Below are 12,245 nucleotides of genomic sequence, written 5' to 3' on the forward strand. Positions count from 1 at the left end.
CGCATGCCGGATCCTCTTGGTTGTTGGCTGTTTTTGGTTCGCACTTTAAACATACCAGAGCCAAGAGGATTCTTTTACCCTTCCTCAGAAATATTACCTGAAAATCAGTTGTTTATTAGTTTCTGGATGGGCACTAACTAGGGAGTTCAGTCGCATTTCTCTATTATCCTGATGATCGAATCGCCCTGTTTATGACACGGCAACAGGCGCCCGGGCAAGTGTCCGTGGGGCTTCGGAGATGACAGTTTGGTAGGGATGAGCCGGAAAAAGACCAGAAAACCCCGAAAAAACCGCAACAAGCGTTTTAATGTGTGGCGCTCACGGGTGAGCTGGTATGGCCTGCCCCTGCTCGGCCTGGTCATCGGCATCTGGGCAACGCTGCGTTTCAGCCTGCTGGCGCCCGACCCGCCGGCCAACACGGACAACATCTGCGAGATCTTCCGCGAACATACCGTCTGGTATGACTACGCCCGGGCCTCACAGGAGAAATGGGGCACGCCTGTGGCTACCCAGCTGGCGTTTGTCTATTACGAATCATCCTTTCGCAGCCACGCCCGCCCTCCCCGCACCCGGCTCTGGGGGCTGATTCCGTGGAAACGACCCACCACCGCGCTGGGCTATGCCCAGGCCCTGGACCCGGCCTGGGGTGAATACCTGATTGCCACAGACGGCAGCTGGCGAACCGTTCGCACAGACATGGAATATGCGCTGGATTTCGTGGGCTGGTACAACCAGCTGAGCCACCGGCACCTGGGCATCGCCCTGACCGCGCCCGCGCAGCTGTATCTTGCCTACCACGAGGGCCGCGGCGGCTATGCCCGGCGATCCTTTGACCAGAAACCGGCCATCAAGTCCCTCGCGCAAAGGGTTCAGAACCGGGCCTTCCGGTACCACAACCAGCTGCAAACCTGCGAAGCCGAGTTCCAGTGCTGGCGGTGGTATCAGTTCTGGCCCTTCTGTTCCGCTGAAGACTGAGTTCAGAGAGTTGCGCTGAACTCGACGGCAGACTCCAGTGCCTGCAGGCGTTCGGCCAGAAACTCCATCACAATCCGCACCCGGGCCATTTGCTGGGTGTCCTGGTTGACGTGCAACCAGAGGTCGACACTTTCACCGTCCAGGGGGTCTGACAGCCGGCGCAATTCCTTTGCCGGCTCGCCAAGGTAGCAAGGCAGAACCGCCAGCCCGGCACCGGCCCTGGCCAGGGCGGCCATTGCCTGCAGGCTGTTGCAGCGAATGACCGAGTTTACGTTCTTGAGATGCTTGCGGTACCACCGGCCCGTTGCCAGGTGGCTGAAAGACTCATCCGGAAGAATCCAGGTGCAGGCTTCCGGCTGGTTTTCGATGTCCATATCTCGATTGCGCCGGCAGTATTTCGCAGCGCCATAAACCGCCGAATCAATCGCGGCAATGCGCTCGCCCTCGAGGGTAGCCTGGGGTTTGTTTTCCGGGCGAAGCGTCAGGTCGGCTTCCCGGTGGCTCAGGTTGGCAACATCGTTGTCGGTGAGCACTTCCAGTTCGATGTCCGGATACTCCCGCACCAGTTCCGCCAGGATCGGGCTCAGCAGCTCGTTCATCATGGCGTCTTCGGCGGCAATCCGGACCTTGCCCACAGGCGCACCGTCCTGGCCCACCAGTTTGCGTTCGAGGTTTTCCATATCGGTTGCCAGCCTTTCCGCTTCCCGAAAGGCCATTTCCCCGACTGGTGTCAGCTGCAATCCGTCCCGGTTGCGCTCGAAAAACTGAACCCCCAGGGACTCTTCCATCTGGTCAAGTCGCCGTAAAACAGTGGTTTGGTGAACACCCAGCAATTCACCGGCTTTTGCGAAGGTTCCGGCTATTGCCAGAGCCCGTATATATCGAAGATAATCCCAGTCCATAGTTACTGCATATTTGCAACGTGAGTACGGAGTTTACCGTATTCAAACTGCAAATAAGAACCCCTAGAATTGTGTGCAAGTTAACGATTCCAGCCACCCGATGAAGGAGGAAGGCGCCATGATTCAGAAGTACACCGCGAGCGTTCGCCCGCAGCCATCAAGCATCCTCCACAATGGAGTGGAGATGCGTCGCCAGTATACCCGCGCCGCGACAAAACAGGTGGTGCAGTTTATCGGCCGCAAACTGCGCATTGCCAACCGCAAGGCAGTTGCCGCAGCCCAGGATATGCCCCAGGTACAGGGCGGCGTATAAGCCCGGCAGCCTGAATCAAAAAACCCCGGCATGGACTCCATGCCGGGGTTTTTGTTTGCCTCGAAGAACTTCAGAATTCCCGGATCACCTTGGCATTCCGGGCAAACCACTCGTCCATCTTGCAGTTGTAGAAATCTGCGATCCGCCCCCGACCCAGCTCATCACGGGCTTCTTCTGACAGCAGAACCATCAGGCGGGATTGCGGCTGATTGGCACCGGCCACGCATTAAACCGGTTTTCAGGAAGCCGTCTTCGGTAATATCTTCCCGGGTTTTCTACTCATTCTTGAAGTAACCCACCATCTGCCCGGGACTTTTCACCTGAACCTCGCCGCCGTCGCCAATCCGGTGTTAAACGCCCGGGTTGGCCGGTACTGCCGGACGTGGTTGCGTGGTCGTTATCTGAACAATTTAGTTTGTGACATTTATCAATCATGGTCTACAGTGAAGACGTCAGCGTATCAATAGCATTGCCAAGGGAGGTAGCTATGAACAAGCCGACACGTTCTGCCATGACCGCTCCAGCCTGGGGCCTGATCCTGCTCGGTTCCTGCGCCTTTTTCTACACAGCCTACGCGGGAATGCTGGGTACCTGAAGCGCCCTCAGGGCCAGCCTTCGGTAGCCTGGCCATGGCTTCCAGTACCCGGCCATCACGAATGCCTCGCCCGGAAATCTGTAACTTCACCATGGCGCGACGCAGGGCTGCAAAGTCGGGATCGGTCGCGTTCATCGCGTTATCCTCCCTGAATTAGATGCCTTCCTGACAGATTACGCCTAACGCCAGACAGAAACCATCCCGATGGTGCTAACCACCAGCAGCACGACACCCAGCACCCGGAAAAACAGCGAACCTTCGGCCTGGAGCATGCGGTCGTGCACATAGAGCCCGATCACATGCCCCACGGCTGCCGCCGGCAGCAGCCACAAATGATGAATGAGTTGCAGGTCGACACCCGCCCAGATAAATGCCGACAGCTTGATCAGTACCAGGATAAACCACAGGGCAAACAAGGTATCCCTGAGCTTCTCCTTGGGTAGGTGCTGCGCCGCCACCGCGATAATCAGCGGAGCACCAATCAGTGAAGTGCCACTGATGTAGCCCCCCAGCATCAGGAAAATGGTATCGACCGTCTTGCTGCCACTGCGGAACGGACGGTTGGCAATGTATGACAGTGAATACAACGCAACAATCACGAAAATGATCGAGCTCATCACATAGCCCGGCAGGGTAATCAGCCCGAATACCCCGATCAGTTTGGGCACAATCATGATCGCCAGCAGGCGCCCCAGATAACGCCAGTCTACGGTGCCCGTGCCACCGGCCTGCCGGTCCTTCGCGCCTTTCCGGTTGTTGAGCCAGATGGTGAGGGAGGAGAACACCAGCAGGTGTATCGAAATCAACGGCAAAAACACCAAAGGTTCATCAAGAACCAGTAAAAGGAACGGCAGGGACAACACGGCACCACCGAAACCCAGCCCTGACCGGACAAACCCGCTCCAGACAAAGATCAATGCAATCAGGATATACTGAACTACAGTCAGGTCAGACATGGGTAAAAGCGGGCTCCGGCATGCAGGTTAGAACGGCTGGGCTAAAAGCTAATGATGACACGGAGGGGAGACAGATGCAGGATGCCAACCGTCGCAGATTCTGGCAGAGCTGTCGGTTGGGTTTGATGTTACTGGCGCTGGCCGGAAATTCCCACAGCGACGATAGTATTATCAACCGGGTCGAGGCCTTGCAGGCCGGTGAGCCGGTGGTGGTTCTTGGCGCTCACCTGCACTCCCGGGACGCGCTCGTGCAGTTCTATGAAGCCCGAAACTACGAACCGGCATGGCGCTCTTTCCCGGCACGGGAGGAACTGCTGCAAGCCATCCGCGAAGTCTCCAATGAAGGCCTGAACCCTGGCGACTACCATTACGACAGCCTGGCGGACTTTGCGTCGCAGCCGCTGGACCACAATGGTGAGGACCTGCAGGCTGATCTCGACCTGGTATTGTCTGACGCCTTCTTGCTGCTTGCCACACACCTGCATGATGGCAAGCTTGACCAGGAAACCCGCTCCGCCCGCTGGCAACCTTCCGAACAGCAAAGGAAAATGCATGAAGTACTTGCGGCCGCCATACTGGACCACAGCATCTACAAAACCCTGCAAGGCCTGAAACCGGAAGCGCCGGCCTACCGCAAACTGGTGGCGCTCCGCAAAGAAGTCTCTGACCTTTTAGGGCAGCCCTGGCCGGTGATCGACTCCGGCCCAGCCATCCGGCCCGGGGATACAGACTCCAGAATGATTGAGGTCCGTGAGCGGCTGAGGCTGCTCGGCGACCTGCCAGCCCGAGACAACGACAGCTCAGAAGCATTCGATACCGGCTTTGCCGACCAGCTGTACAGTGATGACCTGCTCGCCGTGATTCCAGCCTTCCAGGCCCGCCACGGACTGGATCCCGACGGCATCATCGGCCGTAAAACCCTGGCGGCCATCAACCAGATGCCCCTGGAACGGCTACAACAGATCGACGCCAACCTGGAGCGATGGCGCTGGCTGCCGGATTCGCTGGGCGATACCTACATCTTGGTAAACATTGCCGGTTATGAGCTGATCATGGTGGAAAACGGCCAGGAAACCATGCGCCAGCGGGTGATCGTCGGCCAGCCCTACCGGCAGACACCGGTGTTCAGTGACCGTATCCGCTACCTGGTCTTCAACCCCACCTGGACGGTTCCGCGCCGGCTGATGATCGAAGACCAGCTGCCAGTGATCCGCCGAGATCCCGGCTACCTGGACCGGCTCGGCTTCAAGGTATATCAAGGCTGGGGCGCCAACCGTGTCGAGATTGATCCCGCTACCATCGACTGGGATAGCCTGACCAAAAACAACTTCCCGTATCAACTGGTGCAGCAGCCCGGACCGCAGAACGCCGTCGGCCAGGTGAAATTCATGTTCCCGAACCAGTATGATGTGTACCTGCACGACACCCCGGGCCAATACCTGTTCAGCCGCATGGATCGTACCCTGAGTTCCGGCTGCATCCGGGTGGAGCGGCCGTTTGAGCTGGCGAATAAGTTGCTCGAGGGCAACAGCGACTGGGACCATCGGGCCATTCAGGAAGCCCTGCAATCGAGCGAGCCGATCAACGCCATCCTCCGGAACCCGGTGCCGGTTCACCTGCAGTACTGGACCGTCTGGGTTGATCGCGCCGGAACCTACCAGTTCCGGGAGGATATCTACGGGCGCGACCGCCAGTTACTGCAGGCCCTTCGTTCCGACTGGCAAGGCAACCTGCAACTGACACCAAGGAGCCATTGATGAAACGCGCAGCCGTCACACTGCTGCTAAGTGCGGCCCTGGCAGCTTGCCAGAGCCTTCCCGGGCCAAAAGGCGATATTGCCGATGACGCGGTATTGCTGAAGGCCCATCATTGCCTTGAAGAAAAAGTGGGCGACCAGAACCGCATCCACTTCGGCCCCTGCCTGAAGGTTATCAGCATCAACGACGAGCCCCCGCAAGTCAGTGATGACGGCTTTATTACCCTGCCCGTGCGGCAGGCCATGACCATCGGAACCTCCTGCGTGTACCGCCATGCCGATGGCACCCCGATACCCAGCACCGTGCAAACCCGGGATTTCCCGGTTGCCAGCAATACCTTTACCAATGGCGGCCAGCGCTGGTACCTTCACGCCCACAAACAGGCACGGCAGGTGATCGGTTGCGAGCCCACCCTGTCACGGTCTGTTTACCCCACCCGAAAAACCGACTGAACAGAGAAACCCCATGACCCTGACCACCTGGTTAGCTGTTGTAACCATCTGCGTGCTTGGCGCCATGTCGCCCGGCCCCTCCCTGGCCCTGGTGCTGAAACAGACCATGACCGGCGGGCGCCGGAATGGCGTTGTCGCGGCGCTGTCCCATGGTCTTGGCGTGGGCATCTACGCGTTTCTGAGCATTCTCGGCCTGGCGGCGGTGATTACCGCATCGCCAACAGCGTTCACCATTCTGCAATGGGCCGGGGCGCTGTACCTGGCATGGCTCGGGTTTAAAGGGCTCACCGCCAAGGCTCAAAGCGACCAGGCCCTGCCCGAAGCTCCCAGCACCCGCAGCGCCGCCCGGGACGGCTTCTTGATTGCCTTCTTCAACCCCAAGATTGCGGTGTTTTTCCTGGCGCTGTTCAGCCAGGTGGTCGGGGTGGATACCAGCCTGATGGCGAAGTTTGGCTATGCCGCTACCGCGCTGGTGATTGATACCGGCTGGTACCTGATTGTGGCCTGGCTGTTTTCCAACCCGAAGTGGCTGGATATGCTGAAGAAACGGGCGGTCTGGTTCGAGCGGGTGTTCGGAGCCATTCTGGTAGCGCTGGCGGGGCGACTGGTGGCCGGTATCGTAGCTGGCAAGTAGAACTCCTGCGAAACCATTACTCAACGGTAAGTGCTTCTCAATTGCGCTTCCTGAAGGACTGTGCCACTTTTAAAGGGCACCCCTGAAACGGAGGATAGGAGATGCTCTACTGGGCTATAGTTTGTCTTGTTATTGCGATTATCGCGGGAGTCCTCGGGTTCGGAGGCATTGCGGGAACTGCGGCAGGATTTGCGAAGATACTGTTTTTCATCTTCCTTGTACTGTTGGTCGTGTCCCTGTTATTCAACATGCTTCGCGGTAAAGGCCCCAAGGTCTAGGTTTTCACCGGTCGTGGCCCTCCGGTCACAACGAGGGCCACCCCGGCTACTGCGACCACGCCACCGGCTATCGCCATTGGCCCCAGCCGTTCATCAAACAGAATGAAGGCTTCCAGCGCCGTCACCGGCGGCACCAGGTAGAACAGACTCGCCACCTGGGAAGCAGCCCCTCTGCGTATCAGCCACATCAGAATCAGAATTGCACTTACCGACAACCCGAATACCAGCCAGCCCAGGGCAAGGCTGAACTGCAGTGACCACTGGATTTCGCGGGTTTCCAGGGTAAAAGCACCCAGGGCAAACAAGGCAGCGGCGGCGGTGTACTGGATCATGGTGCCGGAGATCAGGTCTACCCCGGTTCCGAAACGCTTCTGATAAACCGTTCCCAGCGAAATACCAACCAGGGACAGCCCCGCCCAAAGCAAGGTAACCGGTGAGAAACCCGCTCCGTTCGAGCCATCCCCGAGCTTCTCAGCCAGCACCAGGGCCACCCCCACCAATCCCATAACCAACCCTGACCACTGACGGCCCGCCACGGTTTCCCGAAGCAACAAGACCGCCGCCAGGGCCGTGACCAGGGGCTGCAAGCCAACGATCAACGATACCAGCCCAGAAGGCATGCCCTGGTCAATGGCATAGAACACGCCGCCCAAATAGGTTCCCTGCACCAGCAACCCGGTCACCGCCAGGTGCCCCGCTCCGCGCCAACCCGGCCAGCGTGATTTCATCACCAGCGCCAGAACGGTTAACGGTATGAGCGTCAACAGCATACGAATCAGCAGCAGGGTAAATGGCTCTGCATGAGGCAAGCCGTACTTGGCGCCAATAAAACCGGTGCTCCACAACCAGACGAACAGCGCGGGCACAAACAGGGAGTAGTAGATCGGTGGCATAGGTTTCGGCTGCCGCTACACGAATAACAAAGCACCCCACCCGACCGTTTTGGCCGGGTGCAGCGCTACTGTTTCAAACAGGTTGGTGTCAGGGCTCGGCAATCATCGCCTGGAGCTTCTGGGTAAGCTCAACCGCCTCGCACCCCATGGGGGTAAGGTAGCCTCCGTCCATCTGGCTGATCAGACCTTTGGCAAACAGCGTTTCAGCTGCCTTGACGGTCTCCGGCGCAGCGGAATGGGCATGAACCTTGATACCTTCCTGAGTGGAGGTTGAAGGGAATTGCAGCAGAAGGTTCAGTTCAGCAAGGTGCTTTGGCGAGAACGGCATGGAATACTCCCGTGTTGTCATATTCCTAGCAGTGTAGCCTACTGTCTGTGCAAGAGCATCGCCGAGTTACCGAAAGTCTCTTGTGAACCCATCAACATTCCGTATCATCACGGCACCAGAATCCCGCAATTACCGGTACCTTCCCGCAGCCAATACCGGTAAATTCGTTGGTAGGCTGTTTATCTCCAGGCGAGCAATGCGTAACTATTTCCTGAACAAACCGGCACGAGCCCTCATCACTGGCCTGTTCCTGGCGATGGCATTGGTCAGCAGCGCCAGGGCCGACAGCATTCAGCGAATCGTGCATCCGGATGGCCGGGTGGAGTACACCAACGTGAAGAGCAAGGCGCAGCCCCGGGCCTCTACCAAAACCGAAACCATCTATCGCTACACCGATGAACACGGCGTGGTGGCCTACAGCAGCCAGCGTCCGGGTAACGCCGAAGTGGAAGTTATCCGGTTCCATTGCTATGCCTGCGACCCCGGCTCCAAGGTGGACTGGCACAAGACCCCGCTGTTCCTGACACCCTACCGGGATGAAATCCTGACCGCCGCCCGGGAATACGATGTAGACCCGGCCCTGGTTCGGGCGGTCATCCATGCCGAGTCGGCATTTAATCCCAAAGCGGTTTCTCCCGTGGGCGCACAGGGGCTGATGCAGTTGATGCCGGGCACGGCCGATGAGCTGGGCGTGAACGACCCGTTTGCCATACAGGACAACATTCGTGGCGGCGTCGATTACCTGGCCCAAATGCTCAAACGTTTCGGTGGCGATATCCGCCTGGCGACCGCCGCCTACAATGCCGGCCCGGGTGCTGTGGGCCGGTACAACGGCATTCCGCCCTACGCAGAGACCAAGGCCTATGTTGAGCGCGTTGGCATACTGCACCAGCGCTACGCCAAAAACTGATGGGCACCATTCTCAAAAGCCCGGAGATCAAGGGCGATATTGTCCATGTGGCTCGGGATAACTACGGCAACATCCTTGTGATTGACGACCGAAAGCACCGAATCCTGAGCTTTGATTCGGTGTTCGAGCAAAGCAAGATTCTGCGCTCTGCTCCCCAGGTTCCGGTACACGAATACAACCGCGCCATGCTCTTGCCCCTCGCCTTCACCACGCCAGGTAAAGTGACTGTTCTCGGGCTGGGTGGTGGCGCGCTGGCACATGGCCTGTTCACCCTGCTGCCGGAAGCGTCCATCGAGGTTTATGAATTGCGCCGCAAGGTGGCAGACATTGCCAGGGAGTGGTTCTCTCTGCCCGAGTCTGACCGGCTTGATATCCACATTGCCGATGCCCGCGTGGCGGTGGATAACTTACCGGAAGCCGGCACCGATATGATCCTGACCGACCTGTACAGCGCGGACCGGATGAGCCCGGCCCAAAGCCAGCGCCAGTTCATCAAGGCCTGCAGTCGGGCGCTGTCGGCCCAGGGCTGGCTGGTGCTGAACTATCACCGTATGCCGGAACCGGATGGCAACCTGCTTCGGGAGCTCCGGCGCCAGTTTCCCCTGTTACTGGTCTTCAAAAGCAAAACCAACAACTGGGTGATTTACGGCCACAAGCAGGCCATTGACCCGCTGCCGGCCGACAAAGCCCGGCTGAATGCGCTGGAAGCGCGCCTGCCGATTGGCTGGCGTAAGCTGGTCAACAAACTCAGCCGACTTGCCCCACCCGCCGAATGAAGCTTGCCCGTATCGTCAGCAACCAGAACGGAATCAGCCGCCGCCTTGCCAACCAGTTACTGGCAGCCGGGCGGGTCTGGGTGGATGGGGCGGTCTGCCGGGACGGCAGTGAAGACATCTCCCGCTTCCGGGAAGTGAAGATCGACAAGGACATTATCCAGCAGGCCGAACCGGCCTATTACCTGATGCTGCACAAACCCGCCGGGTACCTGAGTGCCACCCGGGACGACCAGCACCCTACCGTTATGGAGTTGATTGAGCCGGAACTGCGTTCGCACCTGCACATTGGCGGGCGCCTGGACCGGGCCAGCACCGGGCTGCTGATTCTGAGCAATGACGGCACCTGGTCTCGCCGGCTGACAGAACCTGCCGTGAAGATTCCGAAAGTGTACCGGGTAACAACCGCTGAACCCATCAGCCCGGAGACCGCCCTGCGCTTTGCCGAAGGTATCTGGTTCGAGTACGAGCAACTGACAACGTCCCCTGCGCAGCTGGAACCGCTGAACGATCACGAGGCGAGGGTCACCATTTTTGAAGGGCGGTATCACCAGGTAAAGCGGATGTTCCACGCAGTAGGCAATCGGGTGACGTCACTGCACCGGGAAAGCATGGGAAGCCTGGTACTGGACCCGGAGCTTCCTGTTGGCGGGTATCGCCACCTGAGCGGCAGCGAGATCCGCTCCATCGGCTGACAGAGCGGATCAAACACATCAGGCGCGGCTGAGGAACTTGCGCTCTTCCACGTTCACCTTGATGCGGTCGCCGGTGGAGATGTGCTCTGGAACCTGAACAACCAGTCCGGTGGTCAGGTGAGCCGGCTTGGTACGCGCGGTGGCAGAACCACCCTTCACAGACGGGTCGGTTTCTTCGATGGTCAGTTCCACCGTAGGTGGCAGGTCAATGGCCACCGGCGTATCGCTGACCAGAATGGCCATCACACCCTGAGTGTCTTCAGTGATGAACAACAGCTCGTCTTCGATGGCGCTCTTGTTCAGCATGTACTGGGTGAAGTCTTCGTTATCCATGAACACGTACTCGTCGCCATCGGCGTAGGAAAACGTGACCGGACGACGCACCAGGTCCGCAAGGTTCAGCATGTCGGAGTCCTTGAAGGTCTCGTCCAGCTTCTGGTCCTTGAAGGTCTCGTCCAGCTTCTGGTTGGTGACCACATCGTACATCCGCATGCGGTACAGGCTGCCGCCGGCACGGCCCTGGGGTACAGAGCGTTCAATGTCCTTAACGAAATACACCCGTCCTTCGTATTCAACGGCCTGGTTCTTTTTAATCTCGCTCGCTTTTGGCATAACACCTGATTCCGAAAAAGTTGATCTTGGTGGGCGCTGATATACCACGACTCGCGCCCGGAAGCGATAGTTGCTACCGCAGTAATCTTACCTGTTTGCCCGGGATAACTCTCGCCCCTCCTGCTTTACTCACAAAAACTGTGGATAACTTTGTTAGCAAGGTAAGGACACCTCGCGCCAGGCTACTGTGCGCCTGGGTTTGCGGGCCATGCAGGTAATTTGATCAGGTATACTGCACTTTTTTCCGGCCGACGACAAAAGGACGTTTATCCACATGGCACTGGCGAGTACTCCCCGGCGCATTATCACCACACTCATCGCCGTTGCCTGCCTGGCCGGAAGCTGGCACCTGATGAATCAGGGGCTGGAACAAATGACCGAAACCCGCCAGATGCAGAGACTGCCAGCCACCCCGCTCGCTGCACTGTCAGACGGGCCCTACCTGATTGAAGCCACGGTAACCGATGCCCTTGGCGCCCGCCCTGCGCCCCGGTGATACTGCCTATGTGGTTGGGCATTTCAACCGTGAGCACCGTGTTCTTAACCGCGGCGCCCGCAGTTTTGTCAGCATTGCAGCCAGCCTTGGCCTGTTTCTGTTCACCGCCACCTCATTGCTCGCCGCCGATGGCCGGTTCAGCCCGGACAACCTGCTGCTGTCCGCCCTCATGGTGCCACTGGTGCTGTGCCTTTATCTGGGCGTGCTGCATTACAACGACATGGTGTTCCTGAAGAACCGGGTAAACCGGGCCAGGGCCAACATCGACACCATTTTGCAGCAACGCCATGACCTGTGGCCGATGCTGGAGAATACGGTAAAGGCCGCCATGGCCCATGAAAAACAACTGATGACCCACATTGCCTCACTACGGGCCGAGCCGCCCGCCAGCATGGAGTCCGCCGCGAATGTGGAGCGAACGCTTGCCCGTGAACAGGCCGCAACGCAGGTGCTCAAAGCCAGGATTGAAGATTATCCGGAGATGAAAAATCACGAAGTGGTTGGGCGCTTTATGGCGATCATGGCGGATACCGAGAGCTACCTGGCACTGCTGCGCAACAGCTACACCGACAGCGCCATGATCTACAACACCCGAATCCAGACCCTGCCGGATCTGCTGCTGGCCTGGCTGTTCCGGTTCCGCCCGGTCAGCCAGTTCAGCAAGGATGGAAGCTAA

18 protein-coding genes are annotated in these 12,245 nt (G+C 58.6%); 11 read left to right on the plus strand and 7 right to left on the minus strand.

Annotated features, from left to right (window positions below; translation table 11 throughout):
* The first annotated feature begins 255 nt into the window (after positions 1 to 255).
* Positions 256 to 975 (plus strand): transglycosylase SLT domain-containing protein, encoded by a 720-nt coding sequence (locus AC13DJ_RS16015; RefSeq protein WP_022987953.1) that lies wholly within the window; start codon positions 256 to 258, stop codon positions 973 to 975.
* A gap of 2 nt (positions 976 to 977) precedes the next feature.
* On the opposite strand, the gene AC13DJ_RS16020 is transcribed toward AC13DJ_RS16015, so the two are convergent.
* A complete protein-coding gene (locus tag AC13DJ_RS16020) occupies positions 978 to 1,877 on the minus strand; it encodes a LysR family transcriptional regulator (RefSeq protein WP_036218924.1) in 900 nt (299 codons plus the stop codon).
* Between the two features lie 118 nt (positions 1,878 to 1,995).
* Between AC13DJ_RS16020 and AC13DJ_RS16025 the strand changes: the two genes are divergently transcribed.
* On the plus strand, positions 1,996 to 2,190 hold the full coding sequence (locus AC13DJ_RS16025) for a hypothetical protein (RefSeq protein WP_058341421.1): 195 nt from the start codon (positions 1,996 to 1,998) through the stop codon (positions 2,188 to 2,190).
* A 70-nt stretch (positions 2,191 to 2,260) separates the two neighbouring features.
* On the opposite strand, the gene AC13DJ_RS16030 is transcribed toward AC13DJ_RS16025, so the two are convergent.
* The 3 genes from AC13DJ_RS16030 to AC13DJ_RS16040 all read right to left on the minus strand — a co-directional run bounded on the left by AC13DJ_RS16030 (position 2,261) and on the right by AC13DJ_RS16040 (position 3,741).
* A complete protein-coding gene (locus AC13DJ_RS16030; protein WP_482933066.1) occupies positions 2,261 to 2,413 on the minus strand; it encodes a hypothetical protein in 153 nt (50 codons plus the stop codon).
* A 237-nt stretch (positions 2,414 to 2,650) separates the two neighbouring features.
* Positions 2,651 to 2,920, minus strand: coding sequence for a hypothetical protein (locus AC13DJ_RS16035; RefSeq protein ID WP_482933065.1), 270 nt, complete (start codon positions 2,918 to 2,920; stop codon positions 2,651 to 2,653).
* 44 nt (positions 2,921 to 2,964) lie between these two features.
* Positions 2,965 to 3,741, minus strand: coding sequence for a TSUP family transporter (locus AC13DJ_RS16040; protein ID WP_094623817.1), 777 nt, complete (start codon positions 3,739 to 3,741; stop codon positions 2,965 to 2,967).
* Between the two features lie 74 nt (positions 3,742 to 3,815).
* On the opposite strand from AC13DJ_RS16040, the gene AC13DJ_RS16045 reads away from it, so the two are divergent.
* The 4 genes from AC13DJ_RS16045 (at position 3,816) to AC13DJ_RS16060 (ending at position 6,862) form a co-directional block, all read left to right on the plus strand.
* Positions 3,816 to 5,498 carry a L,D-transpeptidase family protein gene (locus AC13DJ_RS16045; RefSeq protein ID WP_289103260.1) on the plus strand — a complete coding sequence of 561 codons (1,683 nt, stop codon included), beginning with the start codon at positions 3,816 to 3,818 and terminating at the stop codon, positions 5,496 to 5,498.
* Positions 5,498 to 5,950, plus strand: a complete 453-nt coding sequence (locus AC13DJ_RS16050) for a hypothetical protein (RefSeq protein WP_022987946.1) — start codon at positions 5,498 to 5,500, stop codon at positions 5,948 to 5,950. The genes AC13DJ_RS16045 and AC13DJ_RS16050 overlap by 1 nt, the downstream gene beginning before the upstream one ends.
* Positions 5,951 to 5,963: 13 nt before the next feature.
* Positions 5,964 to 6,584, plus strand: coding sequence for a LysE family translocator (locus tag AC13DJ_RS16055; protein ID WP_094623815.1), 621 nt, complete (start codon positions 5,964 to 5,966; stop codon positions 6,582 to 6,584).
* Between the two features lie 101 nt (positions 6,585 to 6,685).
* Entirely contained in the window at positions 6,686 to 6,862 is a 177-nt protein-coding gene (locus AC13DJ_RS16060) for a DUF1328 domain-containing protein (protein WP_022987944.1), read from the plus strand.
* Here AC13DJ_RS16060 and AC13DJ_RS16065 read toward each other — a convergent pair.
* Together AC13DJ_RS16065 and AC13DJ_RS16070 are read right to left on the minus strand one after the other, a co-directional pair.
* On the minus strand, positions 6,859 to 7,755 hold the full coding sequence (locus AC13DJ_RS16065) for a DMT family transporter (protein WP_199457973.1): 897 nt from the start codon (positions 7,753 to 7,755) through the stop codon (positions 6,859 to 6,861). The two genes, AC13DJ_RS16060 and AC13DJ_RS16065, sit on opposite strands and share 4 nt — an antisense overlap.
* A gap of 88 nt (positions 7,756 to 7,843) precedes the next feature.
* Entirely contained in the window at positions 7,844 to 8,083 is a 240-nt protein-coding gene (locus AC13DJ_RS16070) for a TIGR02647 family protein (RefSeq protein ID WP_022987942.1), read from the minus strand.
* A 196-nt stretch (positions 8,084 to 8,279) separates the two neighbouring features.
* On the opposite strand from AC13DJ_RS16070, the gene AC13DJ_RS16075 reads away from it, so the two are divergent.
* Genes AC13DJ_RS16075 through AC13DJ_RS16085 form a run of 3 tightly spaced genes read left to right on the plus strand, consistent with a single transcriptional unit; the run spans position 8,280 to position 10,461 of the window.
* The gene (locus AC13DJ_RS16075; RefSeq protein ID WP_199457972.1) at positions 8,280 to 8,993 is read left to right on the plus strand and encodes a lytic transglycosylase domain-containing protein; all 714 of its coding nucleotides are present in this window, start codon (positions 8,280 to 8,282) and stop codon (positions 8,991 to 8,993) included.
* Positions 8,993 to 9,769, plus strand: a complete 777-nt coding sequence (locus AC13DJ_RS16080; RefSeq protein WP_199457971.1) for a spermidine synthase — start codon at positions 8,993 to 8,995, stop codon at positions 9,767 to 9,769. Before AC13DJ_RS16075 ends, AC13DJ_RS16080 begins: the two co-directional genes overlap by 1 nt.
* The gene (locus AC13DJ_RS16085) at positions 9,766 to 10,461 is read left to right on the plus strand and encodes a pseudouridine synthase (protein ID WP_199457970.1); all 696 of its coding nucleotides are present in this window, start codon (positions 9,766 to 9,768) and stop codon (positions 10,459 to 10,461) included. The genes AC13DJ_RS16080 and AC13DJ_RS16085 overlap by 4 nt, the downstream gene beginning before the upstream one ends.
* A gap of 18 nt (positions 10,462 to 10,479) precedes the next feature.
* Here the strand turns inward: AC13DJ_RS16085 and efpL are convergent, their stop codons facing one another.
* Positions 10,480 to 11,073: an elongation factor P-like protein EfpL gene (efpL, locus tag AC13DJ_RS16090; RefSeq protein WP_482933064.1), complete on the minus strand. Its 594-nt coding sequence runs from the start codon at positions 11,071 to 11,073 to the stop codon at positions 10,480 to 10,482.
* Between the two features lie 274 nt (positions 11,074 to 11,347).
* Between efpL and AC13DJ_RS16095 the strand changes: the two genes are divergently transcribed.
* Together AC13DJ_RS16095 and AC13DJ_RS16100 are read left to right on the plus strand one after the other, a co-directional pair.
* Positions 11,348 to 11,569 carry a hypothetical protein gene (locus AC13DJ_RS16095; RefSeq protein WP_482933063.1) on the plus strand — a complete coding sequence of 74 codons (222 nt, stop codon included), beginning with the start codon at positions 11,348 to 11,350 and terminating at the stop codon, positions 11,567 to 11,569.
* Positions 11,538 to 12,245, plus strand: coding sequence for a LemA family protein (locus AC13DJ_RS16100; protein WP_094623808.1), 708 nt, complete (start codon positions 11,538 to 11,540; stop codon positions 12,243 to 12,245). Before AC13DJ_RS16095 ends, AC13DJ_RS16100 begins: the two co-directional genes overlap by 32 nt.

Source organism: Marinobacter sp. L-46, from assembly GCF_056859535.1.